This is a genomic window from Streptomyces sp. CB02366 (assembly GCF_001905905.1).
Taxonomy (GTDB): Bacteria; Actinomycetota; Actinomycetes; order Streptomycetales; family Streptomycetaceae; genus Streptomyces.
Genome location: NZ_LIVT01000012.1, coordinates 78359 through 95246, shown reverse-complemented (window position 1 = coordinate 95246; position 16888 = coordinate 78359). Strand labels below are relative to the sequence as shown.

At 74.9% G+C, this 16888-nt stretch carries 14 protein-coding genes and 1 riboswitch; of the genes, 2 read left to right on the top strand and 12 right to left on the bottom strand.

Annotated elements, in window-relative coordinates; all coding sequences use genetic code 11:
- Positions 1-115: 115 nt before the first annotated feature.
- Positions 116-1357 (bottom strand): PP2C family protein-serine/threonine phosphatase, encoded by a 1242-nt coding sequence (locus tag AMK24_RS26440; protein ID WP_073771396.1) that lies wholly within the window; start codon positions 1355-1357, stop codon positions 116-118.
- 261 nt (positions 1358-1618) lie between these two features.
- Positions 1619-2392 carry a GNAT family N-acetyltransferase gene (locus tag AMK24_RS26435; protein WP_073771395.1) on the bottom strand — a complete coding sequence of 258 codons (774 nt, stop codon included), beginning with the start codon at positions 2390-2392 and terminating at the stop codon, positions 1619-1621.
- 586 nt (positions 2393-2978) lie between these two features.
- Here AMK24_RS26435 and AMK24_RS26430 point away from each other — a divergent pair.
- Complete coding sequence (locus AMK24_RS26430) at positions 2979-3869, top strand: SigB/SigF/SigG family RNA polymerase sigma factor (protein ID WP_073771394.1); 891 nt, start codon at positions 2979-2981, stop codon at positions 3867-3869.
- Between the two features lie 474 nt (positions 3870-4343).
- On the opposite strand, the gene AMK24_RS26425 is transcribed toward AMK24_RS26430, so the two are convergent.
- Entirely contained in the window at positions 4344-5120 is a 777-nt protein-coding gene (locus tag AMK24_RS26425) for an adenosylcobinamide amidohydrolase (protein ID WP_079190646.1), read from the bottom strand.
- Between the two features lie 215 nt (positions 5121-5335).
- Between AMK24_RS26425 and AMK24_RS26420 the strand changes: the two genes are divergently transcribed.
- The gene (locus tag AMK24_RS26420; RefSeq protein WP_073771393.1) at positions 5336-6289 is read left to right on the top strand and encodes a PRC and DUF2382 domain-containing protein; all 954 of its coding nucleotides are present in this window, start codon (positions 5336-5338) and stop codon (positions 6287-6289) included.
- A gap of 98 nt (positions 6290-6387) precedes the next feature.
- Here the strand turns inward: AMK24_RS26420 and AMK24_RS26415 are convergent, their stop codons facing one another.
- From AMK24_RS26415 to AMK24_RS26375, 9 genes are all read right to left on the bottom strand, one after another.
- Positions 6388-7200 (bottom strand): ABC transporter ATP-binding protein, encoded by an 813-nt coding sequence (locus AMK24_RS26415; RefSeq protein ID WP_073771392.1) that lies wholly within the window; start codon positions 7198-7200, stop codon positions 6388-6390.
- Positions 7197-8354 (bottom strand): FecCD family ABC transporter permease, encoded by a 1158-nt coding sequence (locus AMK24_RS26410; protein ID WP_073771391.1) that lies wholly within the window; start codon positions 8352-8354, stop codon positions 7197-7199. The genes AMK24_RS26415 and AMK24_RS26410 overlap by 4 nt, the downstream gene beginning before the upstream one ends.
- Positions 8355-8371: 17 nt before the next feature.
- Positions 8372-9418, bottom strand: coding sequence for an ABC transporter substrate-binding protein (locus tag AMK24_RS26405; RefSeq protein WP_073771390.1), 1047 nt, complete (start codon positions 9416-9418; stop codon positions 8372-8374).
- Between the two features lie 60 nt (positions 9419-9478).
- Positions 9479-9665: riboswitch (cobalamin riboswitch) on the bottom strand.
- A gap of 145 nt (positions 9666-9810) precedes the next feature.
- Positions 9811-11037: a beta-ketoacyl-[acyl-carrier-protein] synthase family protein gene (locus AMK24_RS26400; protein ID WP_073771389.1), complete on the bottom strand. Its 1227-nt coding sequence runs from the start codon at positions 11035-11037 to the stop codon at positions 9811-9813.
- The gene (locus tag AMK24_RS26395) at positions 11034-11306 is read right to left on the bottom strand and encodes an acyl carrier protein (protein ID WP_073771388.1); all 273 of its coding nucleotides are present in this window, start codon (positions 11304-11306) and stop codon (positions 11034-11036) included. The genes AMK24_RS26400 and AMK24_RS26395 overlap by 4 nt, the downstream gene beginning before the upstream one ends.
- A gap of 104 nt (positions 11307-11410) precedes the next feature.
- Complete coding sequence (locus AMK24_RS26390) at positions 11411-13435, bottom strand: acyl-CoA dehydrogenase family protein (protein ID WP_073771387.1); 2025 nt, start codon at positions 13433-13435, stop codon at positions 11411-11413.
- 62 nt (positions 13436-13497) lie between these two features.
- On the bottom strand, positions 13498-14754 hold the full coding sequence (locus AMK24_RS26385) for a beta-ketoacyl-[acyl-carrier-protein] synthase family protein (protein WP_073771386.1): 1257 nt from the start codon (positions 14752-14754) through the stop codon (positions 13498-13500).
- A complete protein-coding gene (locus AMK24_RS26380) occupies positions 14738-15772 on the bottom strand; it encodes a beta-ketoacyl-ACP synthase 3 (RefSeq protein WP_073771385.1) in 1035 nt (344 codons plus the stop codon). Before AMK24_RS26380 ends, AMK24_RS26385 begins: the two co-directional genes overlap by 17 nt.
- Positions 15773-15953: 181 nt before the next feature.
- Positions 15954-16886 (bottom strand): carbohydrate kinase family protein, encoded by a 933-nt coding sequence (locus AMK24_RS26375; RefSeq protein ID WP_073771384.1) that lies wholly within the window; start codon positions 16884-16886, stop codon positions 15954-15956.
- Positions 16887-16888: the final 2 nt, after the last annotated feature.

Sequence of the window (16888 nt, the reverse complement as noted above, 5' to 3'; positions counted from 1 at the left end):
AGGCCGGACGGTCGGGGGCGGGGCGGTCGTGGGCGGGGGCGGTCCTGGGCCCGGTGCTCACGGGGGCGCTCAGGCCCTTCTGCCCCCAGGGACATCAGTCTGTTCCCAGGGACGTTCAGGGGGTGGTGATCAGACCGCCGCCCGGGTCCGGGGCGGCGGGGGCGGGCGCGGGGACGACAGGGGCGGCTCCGGGGTTCGCGGGCCGCCGCCCCGTCTCGACCGGGGCCCGGCGCAGGGCCAGCGCGGCGATGTCGTCGCGCCGGACGCCACCGGAGAACCCCTCCAGATCGGCGTGCAGCGCGTCGAGCAGTTCCCGCGGCCCGTGGGCGGCCCACGCCCCGGCGCGCTCGCCCAGCGGGTAGAAGGCTCCGGCGGCGTCGCGGGCTTCGGTCACCCCGTCGGTGACGACGAGCAGCGTCGCGCCCGGCGGGAAGTCGAAGGACTCGGTCGTCCGGGTCTCCCGGCTGAGTCCGGCGAGGCCGAGCGGGACGTACGCCTGTCGGAGCCGGACGGCCTCGGCCCGGCCGTCGTGCAGCAGGAACGGCGGCAGATGGCCGCAGTTCACGGCCTCCACCCGGCCGCTCCCGTCGAACCCGAGCACGAGCGCGGTCACGAAGCGCTCGGCCTCGCCGGTCTGGGCGGAGAAGGCGTTGTGCCGGACGACGGCGTCCTCCAGCGCCTCCACCACTCCGGTGAGCGTGGCCTCGCGGATCGCCGCCTCGCGGAACGCGGCGATGGCCGCGAACCCCGCACCGATCGCCGCGAGCCCCTTGCCCTGGACGTCCCCGATGATCACCCGGGTTCCGTAGGGCGACTCGACGACCTCGTAGACGTCTCCGCCGACGAAGCGGTCCTCCTCGATCGGCACGTACAGGCCGTGGGCGAGGACGTGCCCGGTGGTGACGGGCAGCGGTCGCAGGATCTGGCGCTGCAGGATGACGGCGGCGGACCGCAGCCGCGCCATCTCGGTGGCGTGCCGGATGCGTGCCGCGCAGGCGGCGACCCCGAGGGCGCAGGCCAGTGCGGTGAAGCCGATGCCGAAGACGAAGTCCCAGAAGGTGCCGTCCGCCCCCGCCCGGAACCCGACGACGACCGTGGTGATCCACACGGCGATCCAGATCGTCTGGCGGAGGCTGCAGTAGACGGAGGCCAGGGCGGGTACGACCACGAGCAGCGGCACGACCCTCAGGTCGTTGCCCGTCGTGGCGTCGAGGAGCACGACCAGCACGGTCAGCAGGGCGAGACCGCCGACCAGCGCCCAGTTGCCGATCCGGCTCCGGGACACCGCCGCGATACCCGGGTCCGCCGCCGGTGCGGCAGCGTTTCGGGGCCGGGTTCCGCTCCGCTTCTGTGCCATGTCCAGCAACCTCATGGGCACGGCCTGTCCTCCTGCTGTTCGCTCGGCGCCGCCCGCGGTCCGGACAGCCCCTTCCAGTTGACCGGGGCACGGGCGCGCGCGCAGGAGGGCTTAGGGCCCGAGCCGCCGCCGAAGGTCCCGTCCGGGACCTTCGGCCCGGGGCCTCCGGCCGGTGGCGGGGACGCCGCAGGTCCCGTCGTACGGGTACGGAGGGCCGGTACGCCCTCGACGGGGCCCGGGGCCGGTCCGGCGGAGGGGCGGTCAGCGCGGCGAGGGCCCCCGGTTCCCTCCCGCCGCCGGGAGCGTGGCGGGAACGAGGGCGGAGAGGAATTCGGTACGCCGGCGGAGCCGGAAGCCGAGCGCCTCGTAGAGCCGGATGGCGCTGGTGTTCGAGGCGGCCGCGTGCAGGAACGGCGTCTCACCGCGCTCCCGGATCCCGTGCGCGACCGCCCGGACCAGGCGGCCCGCCAGCCCCCGGCCCCGTACGGACGCGTCCGTGCAGACGCCGCTGATCTCCGTCCAGCCCGGCGGGTGCAGCCGCTCCCCCGCCATCGCCACCAGGACGCCGTCCCGGCGGATGCCGAGGTAGGGGCCCAGTTCGACCGTGCGGGGCAGGAAGGGGCCGGGGCGGGTGCGTGCCACCAGTTCCAGCATCTCCGGAACGTCCCGGGGGCCGAGCCGGACCGCCTCGGGGTCGGGCGCGGCGTCCACCGACACGTCGACGAGCTGGACGCCTTCGGCCCGGAAGACGATCTCCCAGTCCGCCGGCGGCGCTTCCTGGAACGCGGCCAGGGCGACGACGCCCCCCGGCCCGGCCAGCGCCGCGACGTCGTTCCACTCCGGGGCCTCCGGGGCGTCGGGGAGCGCGACCCAGGGGGTGACGTCCGGGGGGTAGCGCAGGATACGCCCACACCGCTCGGCGAAGCGGGCGTGCGGACCGGTGAGGGAGGACCGGGTCGGGTTGTCCAGCGGGTGGAGTCGGGAAGGGGCTGGGGCGGGGGGTCCGGCATCGGCCGGGGCGTCGTTCCGGGGCATCGTCTTCCTCGTTCCGTCCACCGCACGTTTTCTCGTCGGCGGGTGCTCGGCGGTCGAAGCGACGCACCCACCGTGGGGGGAAGCCTCGTGGACGGGGCGGGTATTCCGCCGGGCGCGGCCGTTCACGGCACTGTGACTCTCGGATACGGGCCGCCGGGCGCCGCGCGCCTGGTCCCGGAGCCCGGCCGCCCGCCCCGGCAGCGCGAGGGCGAGCGACCAATTCGACTCATCCGTAGGCCGATACGCGCCGCTCCGCTCCCAACCGCTCCCCGGCTGTGGCACTCTGGTGGCGACCGCCCCACCGGGCTCCCCCGTACCGGTGGGGCGGTTCTCTGCGTCTCCGCGAGCGCTGCGGTATTCCGCCGGGATACCACCGGACCCTTCCGGAGCTCCGCCCCGCCCTCCTCGGCTCCCGACTCGCACCCTCTCCGCCCCGCCCTTGACACCGTCTCAGCGGTGAACACGCGCTGCTTTCGGCCGTTTCCCCCGGCGTCCGCAGATCAACTCGTTCTCCCACGCATGGGAGTCATGGTCCCGGGAAGGCGAACAACCCTGAGGGCCTTCGAACCAGGGAGCGTGAAGCGACATGACCGTGCAGACCTCGCAGACCGCACAGTCCGTGCGGACGGCCGGCGTGGAGGGTGTGGGAGCCGCCGAGGACCTTCCCTGGATCGAGGACGCCGGGAAGGTCGCCCCGATGGACGCGCGCCGGCTCTCGCGCCTCTTCTTCGACCGGCTCCAGGTCCTGGAGGAGGGCACGCACGAGTACCAGTACGCGCGCAACACCCTCATCGAGATGAACCTGTCCCTGGTCCGGTTCGCCGCCAACCGCTTCCGCAACCGGGGCAGCGGCGACATGGAGGACATCGTCCAGGTCGGCACCATCGGGCTGATCAAGGCGATCGACCGCTTCGACCTCTCGCGGGAGGTCGAGTTCACCTCGTTCGCCGTTCCGTACATCGTCGGGGAGATCAAACGGTTCTTCCGCGACACGAGTTGGGCGGTGCACGTGCCGCGCCGCCTCCAGGAGCTGCGGGTCGACCTCGCCAAGGCGAAGGAGGCGCTGGCCGCCGAGCTGGACCGCGACCCCACGGTGCGGGAGCTGGCGGAAGCCCTGGGCATCGAGGAGTCCGAGGTCACCGAGGGGATCGTCGCCTCCAACGGTTACACGGCCGGCTCCCTCGACATGCCGACCGACACCGCGGAGAACGGGCCGGGCCAGAGCGGGGCGCGGACCTTCGCCGACGTGCTGGGCGGACCCGACCCCGCCATGGAGACCGTGGAGAACCTCCACGCCCTCGCCCCCCTGCTGGACGAACTGGACGAGCGGGAGCGCCGGATCATCGACATGCGCTTCGGCCAGGAGATGACCCAGGCGCAGATCGGCGCGGAGCTGGGCATCTCCCAGATGCATGTGTCCCGGCTGCTGAGCCGGATGCTCGGCAGGCTGCGGGACGGGATGCTCGTCCAGGAGTGAGCGCACCGCGCACCGGCGGGCGACGCCCCCGAGCCGTTTCCCGCGCAGGCCGACCGCTCGCTCGCCCGGGTACCGGCCGCCCGCCGAAGGAGTTCCCCGCCGCACCCGCCGCATGCCCCGCGGCGGGTGCGGCGTTTCCGCGACCGGCGGCGGGTGGGAGGACGCCCTCGCCTCCGAAGCCGCCGGGCGGGACGGGCGTGCGTGGCCGCCGTATGACGGGCGCCGCCCCTTCGTCGCCGTCGTGTGGCCGGATGCGACGGGCCGCTGGGGGTTCCTGGCGAGCGGGCGGGGCGCTTCCACGGCTGCCGAGCGGCGGCCCGCGGCCCGTGCCCGGACCGACACCGCCCCGGGCCGGGAGCCCCAGGGGCCCGCCCTCGATTCCGTCCCCGCAGGTCACGTCCCCCAGGAGCGGGGCTCCCAGGACCCCGCAGGGGCCTGGTCGTCCGAGACCGGGCAGATCCCGCTCGGCCGTCGTCACGGCGCCGGGCGGGCCCCGGTCAGGACGGCGGTGTGCACGGCGCGGGCGATGCGCGCGCCCCAGGTGGAGCGGGGTCCGGCGAAGGCTTCCCCGGAGTCGGGGCCCGGTTCGGGGGCGATGACGCAGACGGCGTCCGTGGGGGTGCCCGAGCAGTCGAGTCCGGCGTCGAGGAGGGCCTGGACCTTGGCCTCGGTGGCGGTGGCGACGGCGTTGACGAGGGCGGCGTCGGAGAGCGGCACGGGCAGCGTGAGGACGATGTTGACCGTGCCGGGCCTGAACGGAGCCGTCGGGGCGCAGGCGGGCCGGGGGGTGGTCTCGGGGACCGCCGCCCAGCCCCGTACGCCGAGGCCGGTGGTGACGGTCGCCGTGACGCCGCCGTCGTGCGCCGTGGTGTACGCGGCGACCTCGGCGGCCGTCATCAGCCCGGCGCCGATGCCGGCCAGCCCTTCGGCGGCGGCGATCTCGGCGAGGTGGCGGTCCGGGTCGAGGCGCGGGTAGCCCCCGGGGACCTGGGCGTTGAGGACCCAGGCGCGGGGGCCGATGCCGCCGCCGAGGACCGCGCTGCTGCAGACCCGGAAACCCGGCCCCAGCCGCCACAGCAGGTGGTGGAGGCGGTGTCCGTCCTCGTGCCGGTCGCGGAGTTCGGCGCGGGGTTCGCCGCGTCGCGCGGGCGGCCGGAGGCGTACGGAGGAGATGGCGCACCCCTGGTGGCTCGGCGGGTCGGCCGGCGGGCCGCGGTGGTCCGCACCGCGGCCGCCCTGTCCGCCGATCATATGCGGCGCCCGGGTACTCACCCGATTGGCCTAATTGGCTCTCGGGCGGCCCGACCCCTCCGCGCAAGGGCCCACGGCCCGCCCCGGCCTTCCGCACGCCGGAATCCGGGTCGGCGGGCGGTTGCACCGGTGGGGCGGGTGAGGCGCGATGGAATCCGGACGCGCCACCTCTGGTGGAGCCACCCACAGGGCGTGCCCGAGAGGAGGAATCGGTTATGGGAGCCGCTGACGGTTTCACGGATTCCGGAGAGCTCGACGGTCTGACCGTGTACGACAACGACGGTGAGAAGGTCGGCAGTGTGGGCCGCGTGTACGTCGACGACGACACCGGCAAGCCCGACTGGATCACGGTCAAGACCGGCCTGTTCGGCATGAAGGAGAGCTTCGTCCCGCTCGCCGGAGCCCGTCGGGTGGGCTCCGACCTGCACGTCGCCCATCCCAAGGAAAGCGTCAAGGACGCGCCTCGGGTGGACGCGGACGCGCACCTCTCCGTGGCCGAGGAGGAGGAGCTGTACCGGCACTACGGCCTGACCAGGAAGACCGGTAACCTCGCCGGGAACCGGTCACAGGGCATGGACGCGCCGACCGCCGCCGGCACCGGGGCGATGGGCGCGGCAGGCGCCGCGGGCACGGCCCGCGGGACCGGGAAGGCCACGACGGCCGGCACGGGCAAGCACCGTGACACGGACGCCTCCACCACCTCACGCCCGCTGGCGGGCGCCGGGGCGGGCACGTCCCGCGCGGGCGAGCAGCGCGGCAAGGAGGAGATGATCCGCTCCGAGGAGGAGCTGCACGTCGGCAAGGAGGAGTACGAGAGCGGCCGGGCCCGGCTGCACAAGTACGTGGTGACCGAGGAGGTCACCCGGACGGTTCCGGTCTCCCACGAGGAGGTCCGGGTGGTCCGCGAACCGCTCCGGCCCGGTGACAAGACGGCCGGGACCACGGACTTCGGCGAGCAGGACGTCGAGGTCACGCTGCACGCGGAACGCGCCACCGTACGCAAGGAGGCCGTGCCGGTGGAGCGGGTCCGGCTGGAGACCAACCGGGTGACCGAGCAGAAGGAGGTCTCCGCCGAGGTCCGCAAGGAGAAGATCGACTACGCGGACGGGACGGACACGGGTACCGGCAAGGACGCCGGCGGCGAGTTCGGCCAGGGGCGACGCCGCTGAGCTGAACCCTCAGGTGGCCGACAGGCCGCTCCCATGTCCTCGGCCGCCGGGCGGACCCGTTCCACGGGCCCGCCCGGCGGGCTGTCCGGCGCGGTCGTTCAACGGCGCGGCAGGAACCGCACCGAGGGGCGGCCGTCCGGCCCCTCGGGGGCGACGACCGCGCGGACCCCGTAGACGTCCTGGATCAGCTCCTCGGTGATGACCTCGGCGGGGGTGCCCCCGGCGACGACCCGGCCGGCCTTCATCACGGTGATCCGGTCGCAGAACATCGCGGCGAGGTTGAGGTCGTGCAGGGCGACGACGCTGGTGACGGGGAGGGCGGCGACCAGGGCGAGCAGGTCCAGCTGGTGCTGGATGTCGAGGTGGTTGGTCGGCTCGTCCAGGAGGAGCTCGCGGGGCCTCTGGGCGAGGGCGCGGGCGATCTGGACGCGTTGGCGCTCCCCGCCGGAGAGGGTGTGCCAGGACTGCCCGGCCCGGTCGGTCAGCCCGGTGCGGCGCAGGGCGTCGGCGACGGCTTCCTCGTCGGCGCGGTCCGGGGCGGACCAGGCGCGGCGGTGCGGGATGCGGCCCAGACGCACGACCTCCAGGACGCTGAGGTCGACCTGGGTGGCCGCGTGCTGGTCGACGACGGCGATCCGGCGGGCGACGGTACGGCGGCCGAGCCCCGCGAGGGGGTTCCCGTCCAGGGTGACGACGCCGGTGTCCGGGGCGAGGAGCCCGGCGAGGACGCGGAGCAGGGTGGACTTGCCGGACCCGTTGGGGCCCAGGAGCCCCATGGTCGCGCCGGGCGGCGGGGTGATGGACACGCCGTCGAGGATGAGCCGGCCGCCCGCCGCCCGCCCGACGCGCTCGGCGCGCAACCCCCCGGGGGCCTCCGTGGGGACGCCGCCTGGGCCGGCGGGGCTCGTCATCGGCCGCTCCGGGTGCGGTACAGGACGAGGACGAAGGCGGGGACGCCGATCAGGGCGGTGACGACGCCGACCGGTACCTCCTGCGGGTCCAGGGCGGTCCGGGCGAGGGTGTCGACCCAGACCAGGAAGACCGCCCCGGCGAGCGCGGTGACCGGGAGGAGCCTGCGATGCCCGGAGCCGGTGAGGGCGCGGGCGGCGTGCGGCAGGACCAGGCCCACGAAGCCGATCGCCCCTGCCGCGCTGACCAGGGCGGCGGTCAGCAGGGCGGTGGCGCACAGCAGCACGGTCCGGGCTCGGGCGACGTTCACGCCGAGCGCGGCGGCGGCGTCCTGCCCGAAGGCGAAGGCGTCCAGGGTGCGGGCGTGGGCCAGGCAGGCCGTCAGGCAGACGGCGAGGACGGCGGCGCAGACGGCGACCTCGCTCCAGCCGGCCCCGCCGAGCGAACCGAGCAGCCAGAACAGCACGCCCCGGGTCTGCTCGGCGTCGGCGGAGGTCATCACGACGAAGGAGGTGAGGGCGGAGAAGAGCTGCATGGCGGCGACCCCGGAGAGCACGACCCGGTCGGTGGAGCCGCCGAGGACATGGCTGAGCAGCATCACCAGGGCGAACGAGCCCAGCGCCCCGGCGAACGCCCCGGCCGACAGGGACACCGCTCCCCCGCCGACCCCGAGGACGACCACCACGACCGCCCCCGTCGAGGCTCCGGAGGAGACGCCGAGGACGAAGGGGTCGGCGAGCGGGTTGCGCAGAAGGGACTGCATCACCGTGCCGCACACGGCGAGTCCGGCCCCGCACACGGCGGCCAGGAGGGTGCGCGGCATGCGGAGGTTCCAGATGATGCCGTCCCGGATCGGGCTGAGGCCGCCGACGCCGAAGCCGAGGTGCGCGGCGACGGCGGACCACACGTCGGGGACGGAGATCCGGGCGGGCCCGATGGTGACGGCGGCCGCGACGGAGAGCAGCAGGAGCAGGACGGCGCCGCCCCACAGCAGCACGGCGAGCGGGGCGCCGGACCGGCCGCCCTTCCGGAGCGGTCCGCGGGAGGCGGCCTCCCCCGCCGGTCCGGGTGGAGCGCTGGGGCGTTCTGCCGGGCCGGACGGGGCGACGGGGGCTCCGGACGTCCGCTCCCCACCGCCGGGCGGGCGGTTCTCCACCGCCGGGTTCCCGGCGCTCACCCGGCGAGCCCGAAGTCGCGCAGGCCGGCCGCGACGGTCTCCAGTCCCTCGACGGTCCGGATGGTGGGGTTCATGGCCTGTCCGCTGAGCAGCACGTACCGGTGGTTCCTGACCGCGTCCATGGTCCTGGTGACCGGGTGGGACTCCAGGAACTCGATCTTCTTCGCCGCGCTCTCGGCGGTCTGCGTCGTACGGGTCAGGTCGCCGACGACCAGGACGTCGGGGTTGCGGTCGGCGACGGTCTCCCAGCTGATTTGGGGCCATTCCTCGTGGGTGTCGTCGAAGACGTTCTTCGCGCCGAGTTCTTCGGTGATGACGCCGGGGGCACCGCAACAACCCGCGAGGTAGGGCGTCTTGGAGTCGGAGAACCAGTAGAGGAGGGAGGCGTCGGAGGCGCCGGCGCCCTTCTTGGCCTTCGCCACCCGTGCCCGGAGTTCTTCCACCAGCTTCTCGCCGCGCTCGGGGACGTCGAACACCCGGGCCAGCTCGCGCACTTCGTCGTAGACCGCCTCCATCGTCAGCGGCGCGGTCCGGGCGCCGTCGCCGCCGACGCTGTCGTCCTTGGCGGTGCAGTCGGCGGGCGAGACGTAGGTGGGGACGCCGAGCTTCTCGAACTGCTCGCGGGGCGCCACACCGCCCTTGGCGAGGGTGGAGGTGAAGGACGCCGAGAGGAAGTCGGGCTCCTGGTCGAGGACCTTCTCGGAGGAGGGGCGGTTGTCCGACAGCCGTTCGACGCCGGCGTTCGCCTTCTCCAGCCCCTTCATGACCGGGTCGGTCCAGGTGGCGGTGGCGGCGATCCTGTCGGCGAGGCCGAGCGAGAGCAGGATCTCGGTCGAGCCCTGGTCGACGGAGACGGCCCGCTCGGGCGGGGCCTGCACGGTGACGGTGCGCCCGCAGTTCTCGAACGTGAGCGGGAATCCGTCGGTCCGGCCGCCTGCGGCGGCCCGGCCGGCGCCCGGGCCGCCGCAGGCGGTGAGGGCGAGGAGTCCCGCCGCAAGCAGGGCGGCGGTCCGTATGGGGGCGGGGGCGGCTGTGGGCAGCACGAAGGACCTCGGTGTCTCTGGGCCCTGTCGCGGAGCCCGTCGTACGGTTCCCGTGCCCGGGTACGGGCAGGGGCGCCAGCAGGTCTTCGGACTCGGGTTCGTCCGGGCGGGGCGCCTTCCCGGAGCGCGGGTGCGCTCCAGTGGCCGTGGCCCCGCCCGTCCCCCTCACCGCTGCGCGTCAGCTCCGGATTCGCACCGGATTCCCTGACCCCGTCGCTGGGGTTCGACTGGCCCCGGCAAGCTATCACGCACCGTCGCGCGGATCGGTCGCGGTGCGGCGGCCCGGTGCGCGGGGCCGGTGCGGCGTGGGATCGGCCCGCCGCACCGGCCCGGGGGTTCCGCCCGGGCGCCGGAGTCCGTGGTCCACCCGGCCCGGGCGGGAGGCCCCTGGGTCAGGGGGCGGCCTGGAGGGCGATCACCGCGTTCTGGCCGCCGAATCCGAAGGAGTGGCTGACGGCCCGTCGTACGGGCGTCACGCGCGGGGTCTTGGTGACGCAGTCGATGGCGAACCCGGGCTCGGGGGCGTCCAGGTTCGCGATCGGCGGGATCACCCCGTGCTGGAGGGTGAGGATCGTCAGTCCCGCTTCGATGGCGCCGGCCGCCCCCATGCAGTGGCCCAGGACGCCCTTGGGGGCGGTGACGGGCGGCCGGTGCGGGTAGGCCCGGCCGATGAGCGCGGCCTCGGTGGCGTCGTTGAGAGGGGTGGACGTCCCGTGCGCGTTGACGTGGTCGACGTCCTCGGCCTGCCAGCCCGCGTCGCGCAGGGCCGCGTCCACGGCCTCCCGCGCGACCGCGCCGGAGGGGTGGGGGCTGGTGGGGTGGTGGGCGTCGGTGGTGGCGCCGGTCCCGGCGATCAGCGCGCGCGGGGCGGCTCCTCTGGCCCAGGCGTCCTCGGCCCGTTCCAGGACCATGACGGCGGCGCCCTCGCCCATGACGAGCCCGGCCCGGTCGGCGGCGAAGGGGCGGCAGAGCCGGGCGGGGTCGCCGTCCCGCGGTGCCGCCGCGCCGGAGCGGCCGAAGCCGGTCATGGCGACCGGGAAGACGATCGATTCGGTGGCGCCGGCGAGGGCGATGTCGCAGTGGCCCAGCGTCAGCATGTCCCGGGCCACCGAGAGCGCGGTCACCCCGGACGAACAGGCCGTGCAGGGGGCGAGACTGGGGCCGGTGGCCTTCATGTCGATGGCGATCTCGGCGGCGGGCATGCTCGGGATGGTCAGCAGGATGCCCGAGGGCGAGGTGGCCTCGGGGCCGCGGCGCTCCAGCACGACGGCCTGCTCGGTGAGCCCGGCGGATCCTCCGCTGCTGGTGCCGACGACGACGGCGACCCGGGCGCCGTCCCAGTGGGCGGGGTCGAGCCCGGCGTCGGCGACCGCCTCGCGGGCGGCCAGGAGGGCGAACTTGACGTACCGGCCCATCCGGAACGCGGACCGGCCGCCGACCGCTTCGTCGAGGTCGATACCGGAGACCGTGCAGGCGAAGTCGACGGCGCAGCCGTCCAGTCCGGGGACGGTCGCGGCGGGCGAGACGGCGGCGAGGACCCCGTCCCAGGTGGTGTCGGTGGTGTGGCCGACCGGGGTGATCATTCCCAGCCCGGTGACGGCGATGGCGGGTCGCTTCATCGGGTGTTGCTCACCGGCACCGTCGCTTCGGCCGCGCTGCCGACGGCCGCGTCGATGTACGCGGTGATGTCGGCCAGCGTGGCGTCCTTGTAGAGCTTCTCGGAGTCGGCGGTGACGCCCAGGGTCTCCTTGATGATGACGGCGAACTCGGCGACCGCGAGGGAGTCCATCTCCAGGCTGTCCATGGTGGACTCCGGCAGGATCTCGGCGGCGGGCACCTTGAACGTCCCGGTCAGCACCTCGGTGATCTTGGGGTGGATGGTGGTCATGGCGATTCCTCTCGTCGGCGTTCCATGGGTGTGTGCGGTGTACTGCGAGGGGCGGGCGGACGCGCCGGCCCGTCTTCCGAAATAACTGGATGAAGATATTCCGGTTACGCCTTCCGGTGAACCGATTCGTCAGCGCCCACCTGCGGCTTCTCGAACCACCGGGCGAGCACGGACGCGGTCCCCCAGTACGCCAGCAGCACCCCCCGGGTGCCGAGCGCGGCGACCTTCTCGCGCAGGGGGCGCCTCCTGCTGCCGCAGACGGGCCGCCGGAAGTCCGCCGCCCGCCCCCGGACCCCCGCTCTGCGCCTCCGGTGCCAGGGGCCCTCGGGGTCGTCGTAGACGTCCGCGTACCGGGGACCGGCGATCGGCCAGTCCGACATCAGGCGCTCGGGAAGGGCGAAGGTCGCCACCAGCGAGGGGGTGTGTCCGGCGACGACGGCGACCGCCTCCTCCACCGCGTCGGGCAGAGAGGCGACCTGGTCGGCGGTCAGCCGTCCGGCGGCGAGCAGGTCGCCGCTGTTGCGGTCGATCCACCGGAGCGCGAAGAGCCGGCGCAGCTCGGCGAGGCGTTCGCGCGCCTCGCCCTCGGGAAGCCCGGCCACGGCCTCGCCGTACGCTTCGTCCGCCTGGCGGTAGGCATGGGCCTCGACGCCGCGCAGGGCGGCCGGGGAGGCGGCGTTCCAGCGGTCGAGCGGATCGCCGGGCGGGGCGGCGCTCATCCGCTCGCGGGCGCGGGCGAACCAGAGGTCCTCGACGACCCCGAACAGACGGCCGAGGAAGGCGGGGTCCGCCAGGTCGCCGGGCCCGTCGCCCCCGACGGCCTCCCGTTCGGTGGCGCTGAAGAGCATCTCGGCGGCGGCCTTGGCGTGCACCGCCAGGTTGTCGCCCTCGGCGGTGATGGCGCCCTCGATGCCGGTGAACAGCTCGGTCATCCCGTTGTTCTCCAACAGCCCCTGGGCACCGCACCGTTCGCGGCACTCGACGATGACGTCACGGGCCTGCCAGGTGATCCACCCCTTGGCGACGGCGACCAGGCGTTCGGCGTCGTCCCGGTCGGACTCGGGGGCCGACTCCCAGCGGTCCAGGGCCCTGCGGTGCAGCAGGCTCATCGCGTAGACGGTGGCCATCGCGGCGGCCAGCGGGCCGTGGTGGGTGCGGTGCGCGTACACCGGGACCTGCCGGGCGGCGCGGGACGCGGAGATCATCCGGTGCCCGGCGTACCGGACGGCGATCGCCAGGGTGACCCGGGCGGAGCCGACCGCGCAGGCGCTCATGGAGAGCTTGCCGGGGGTGACCCGGCCGATCGAGGCGAGGAACCTCCTTCTGCGGTTGGGGACTTCGCTGCGGAAGCGGCCGTCCTCGCCGATCCGCCCCTGCTGCCCGGCGAGCAGCGCGTCGCGCGGGACGAAGCAGCGGTCGAAGGAGGTCAGGCAGTGGTCGACCGGGGAGCCCATCCGGGCGGGCAGCCGCCGCACCCGCACGCCCGGGAGGGGGCGGTGGGCGTCGGTGAGCGGGACGAGGAAGAGGAAGACCCCGTGGTCGGCGCCGTCGGCGATCAACCGGGCCGCCACCACACCGGACTTGGGGCCGCCGGCGGGGCTGGTGTTGGGCATGAACTTCTGCGCCCCGGCGTGCGGGGTGTGGAGCACGAAGCCGTCGCGTTCGCGGTCGTACGTCGCGGTCGTCTCGATCGCCGCCGCGTCGTTGCCGTGCGCCACCTCCGTACAGAGGAAGGTGCCCACGCGGCGCAGGGCGAGGAAGTCGGACAGGTCGCGCGGGGTGTCCGCGTCGTGGTCGAGGAGGCTGCCGAGGAAGAGGTTGTAGTGGATGCCCGCCACCGTGGTCAACGCCGGGTCGACGGGGCCGAGCCATTCGTGCAGGGCGGACAGCGCGCGGGGGTCGGCGGCCACCCTCGCGCCGCTGTCGAGCGTGCTGTTGAGGATGCGCAACCGGTGGTAGGAGAGGGCGAGTCGTTCGTCAGGGGTGCCGCCACCGGAGCGGCGAAACGGTTCTGTAGTCAGCAGGCGACGCCAGCAACCGTGCTCCCGGCCGAAGTTCGGCCCGAAGAGCACAGCGGTGAGCAGGTCGTTCGTGGACGGCGAGGCCGCGTCGTTCTTGGGTACGGTCACAACACAGTAACGATCAAGGAACGGCGAGGACACCCCCCGCCGTCCTGAAATGCCCTCGTATATCAGGCGCGTTGGAAGGCGAGGGCGACGTTGTGGCCGCCGAAGCCGAAGGAGTGGCTGAGCGCCGTCTCGACCCGCTGGTGGCGGGGTTCCTTCGTCACGCAGTCGAGCGGGAAGGCGTCGGGCAGCGCGTCCAGGTTGGCGATCGGCGGAACGGCGGAACGTTCCAGCGTCAGCACGGTGGCCACCGCCTCGATCGCGCCCGCCGCCGCCAGGGTGTGCCCGACGACGCCCTTGGGGGCGGTGACCGAAGGCCGGTGCGGGAAGAGCCGGGAGACGAGGGCGGTCTCCATGGCGTCGTTGAGGGGCGTGGAGGTCCCGTGGGCGTTGATGTGGTCGACGTCGCCCGGCGCCCAGCCCGCCTGGTCCAGCGCCGCCTGGACGGCCCGCTGGGCGCCGTGGCCGTCGGGGGCCGGTGCGGTGGGGTGGTGGGCGTCCGTGCTGGAGCCGGCCCCGGTGAGCAGGGCGCGTGGACGGCCGCCGCGGGCGCGTACCCCTTCCTCGCGTTCCAGGACGAGCAGGGCCGCCCCCTCGCCGATGACGAAGCCGTCCCGGTCGGCGGCGAACGGGCGGGAGGCGGCCGCCGGATCCCCCGCGCGGGTCGACAGCGCGCCCATGCGGGCGAAGGCGGTGACCACCAGCGGGGTCAGGACCGCTTCCGCGCCGCCCGCCACCACCACGTCGCAGTCTCCGCTCAGCAGCAGATCACGGGCGACGGCGAGCGCCGTGGCCCCGGAGGCGCAGGCGGTGGCGGGGGCGAGGCTCGGGCCGCCCGCCTTCAGCGCGATGGCCACCTCGCCCGCCGCCGCGTTGGGGATCATCATCGGGACGAGCAGCGGGGAGACCGCGTCGGGCCCCGAGGCCGCCAGCTTGGCGGCGTTGTCGACGAGTACGGAGACGCCGCCGACGCCCACGCCGAGCACCACGCCGACCCGGCCGCCGTCCCAGCGGGCCGGGTCGAGACCGGCGTCGGCGACGGCCTGCCGGGCGGCCACCACCGCCAGCTTCACGAACCGGGCCATCCGCCACACCGACCGGCCGCCCACCGCCGCGTCCAGGTCGATGCCGTCGACCGGGCACGCGAAGTCGACCGGGAGCCCGGCCAGTTCCTCGCACCGCCGGGCGGTGGAGTGCCCGGAGCACAGTCCCTCCCAGAAGCTGTGCTCGTCCGCCCCTGCGGGTGTCACCAGGCCGATGCCCGTCACCGCGACGGCGGCGCGGGTCCGGGCTCCGGCGCCCTGATCAGAGGGGAGTGACATGCTGTGTTCCTTCCATCGAATCCGTGCACATGGTCTGCGGGGTCCCGGGCCAGCGGAGTGCCGCCGAGCCCCAGGTCAATCCGCCCCCGAAGGCGGTGAGCAGCACCCGGTCGCCGGGGTGGAGCAGGCCCTCGTCCGCCGCGTCGGCCAGGGCCAGCGGGATGGAGGCCGCGCCGGTGTTGCCGACCCGCTCCAGATGGGTCACGCAGCGCTGCGGGGCGATGCCGACGCGCTCCGCGACGGCGCGCAGGATGCGGGCGTTGGCCTGGTGCGGCACGAAGCGGTCGACCTCGGCCGGTTCCCATCCGACACGCTCCAGGAGCGTCCGGCAGGAGCCCGTCATCCGTTCGACGGCGTGCTGGTAGACGGTGGCGCCCTGCATGCGGAAGTACGCGTCGCCCAGGTCCGGCGGCTTGCCGCTCGCCCGTGCCCGCGCGCCGCCGGCGGGGACGGTGATCAGGCCGTAGCCCGTGCCGTCGCTGCCCAGGTCGAACGCGAGCAGTTCCCCGGGGTCGCCCGGCAGCCCCGCCGCCACGAGGGCGGCGCCCGCCCCGTCGCCGAAGACGACGCCCGCCGAGCGGTCGGCGGGGTCGAGCCAGGTCGAGTAGACGTCGGCGCCGACCAGCAGGACGCGTTCGTAGAGCCCCGAGGCGACCAGGCCGTGGCAGACGGCGAGGCCGTAGACGAAGCCGCTGCAGACGGCGGCGATGTCCAGGGCCGGTACGGTGCCGAGCCCGAGCCGGGCCGCGAGCGCGGGCGCGGTGCCCGGACAGAGGTGGTCTGGGGTGGCGGTGGCGAGGACCACCGCGTCCACCTCGCCCCTCTCCGAGGCGCGGGCCAGCAGCCGGGCCGCCGCCTCGTAGGCGAGGTCGCCCGTCGCGACGTCCGGTCCGGCGCGGTGCCGGCTGCCGATGCCGGTCCGGCGCCGGACCCAGGCGTCGTCCACCTCCCAGCCGGCGGGGAGCCGGTCGTTGGGGACCGGTGCGCCCGGCACCCAGCCGGCCACGCTCTGCAGCACCGCCGTGCGCGCTCCGGCCGCTAAGGCGCCCGCCCGCGCTCCCGGCCCCGTACCGCCGCCGGCCGTCCGTCTCCTCGCCACCCGTCGCCCCGATCCCGTTGTCGTACTGCATCCGGTTGACGAACGGCGGAACGTCTCACGAGGATGCGTTCGACTGCGCCGAACGGGTCATGACGGGGTGTCAGTTGTGTGTGAGAGCCTCGTGGAGCTCGTGCGCGCCGGGCGGGTTGGCCCCGGCGCGGGAGACGGTCACGGTGGCGGAGGCGACCGCGTGGCGCAGGACGTCGGCCACGGCGTCCCGGGCCACGGCGTGCAGCCGCTCCCGCGCGCCCCGGCCGATCAGCCCGTGCGCGGCGAGGGCGTGGAGGGCTCCCGACATGAAGGCGTCGCCCGCCCCGACGGTGTCGACGACCTCGACCGCCGGCGCCCGGAGGGCGATCCGGTCGCCGGGCAGGACGGCCAGCGCCCCCTCACCGCCCCGGGTCACGAGCACGGCGGCGGGGCCGAGCCCCAGCCAGCGTTCCGCGACCCGGTCCGGCCGCTCCCCCGGGTACAGCCACTCCAGGTCCTCGTCGCTCGCCTTGACCAGGTCGCTCAGCGCCACGCACTCCTCCACCCGGCGGACGGCCCTCGCGCGGTCGCCCATGAGGGCGGGCCGCACGTTGGGGTCGTAGCTGACGGTCGCGGCGGCCCGGGCCTCGCGCACGAGACCCAGGACGGTGGTCGATCCGGGCTCGGCCACCGCCCCGATCGACCCGGTGTGCACATGAGCCGGCGCGGGTGCGGCGGCGACCGGGGAGAGGTCCCAGGCGACGTCGAAGGCGTACGTGGCCCGTCCGGCCGCGTCGAGGGTGACGAGGGCCGACGGGGTGGCGGTGGCGGAGCCGTCGGTGCGCACCTCGACCCCGGCGGAGGCCAGGTGCTCCCGGATGAGCCGCCCGTTGCCGTCCGGGCCGAGCTGGGTGAGCAGGGTGGTGCGGTGGCCGAGGCGGGCCAGGCCGTACGCGACGTTGGCGGGGCTGCCGCCCGGGTGGACCCGGGGGGCCTCGCCGGGGAGCTGGACGATGTCGGCCACGCATTCACCGATGACCAGCAGTTCGCCGTGGTCGGGCATGG

Bases quoted from the DNA above. Each gene is read 5' to 3' on its own strand.
- AMK24_RS26395 (WP_073771388.1), bottom strand. From the start codon at position 11,306: ATGACCACCATCCACCCCAAGATCACCGAGGTGCTGACCGGGACGTTC.
- AMK24_RS26440 (WP_073771396.1), bottom strand. From the start codon at position 1,357: ATGGCACAGAAGCGGAGCGGAACCCGGCCCCGAAACGCTGCCGCACCG.
- AMK24_RS26430 (WP_073771394.1), top strand. From the start codon at position 2,979: ATGACCGTGCAGACCTCGCAGACCGCACAGTCCGTGCGGACGGCCGGC.
- AMK24_RS26400 (WP_073771389.1), bottom strand. From the start codon at position 11,037: ATGAAGCGACCCGCCATCGCCGTCACCGGGCTGGGAATGATCACCCCG.
- AMK24_RS26385 (WP_073771386.1), bottom strand. From the start codon at position 14,754: ATGTCACTCCCCTCTGATCAGGGCGCCGGAGCCCGGACCCGCGCCGCC.
- AMK24_RS26420 (WP_073771393.1), top strand. From the start codon at position 5,336: ATGGGAGCCGCTGACGGTTTCACGGATTCCGGAGAGCTCGACGGTCTG.
- AMK24_RS26435 (WP_073771395.1), bottom strand. From the start codon at position 2,392: ATGCCCCGGAACGACGCCCCGGCCGATGCCGGACCCCCCGCCCCAGCC.
- AMK24_RS26425 (WP_079190646.1), bottom strand. From the start codon at position 5,120: ATGATCGGCGGACAGGGCGGCCGCGGTGCGGACCACCGCGGCCCGCCG.
- AMK24_RS26415 (WP_073771392.1), bottom strand. From the start codon at position 7,200: ATGACGAGCCCCGCCGGCCCAGGCGGCGTCCCCACGGAGGCCCCCGGG.
- AMK24_RS26375 (WP_073771384.1), bottom strand. From the start codon at position 16,886: ATGCCCGACCACGGCGAACTGCTGGTCATCGGTGAATGCGTGGCCGAC.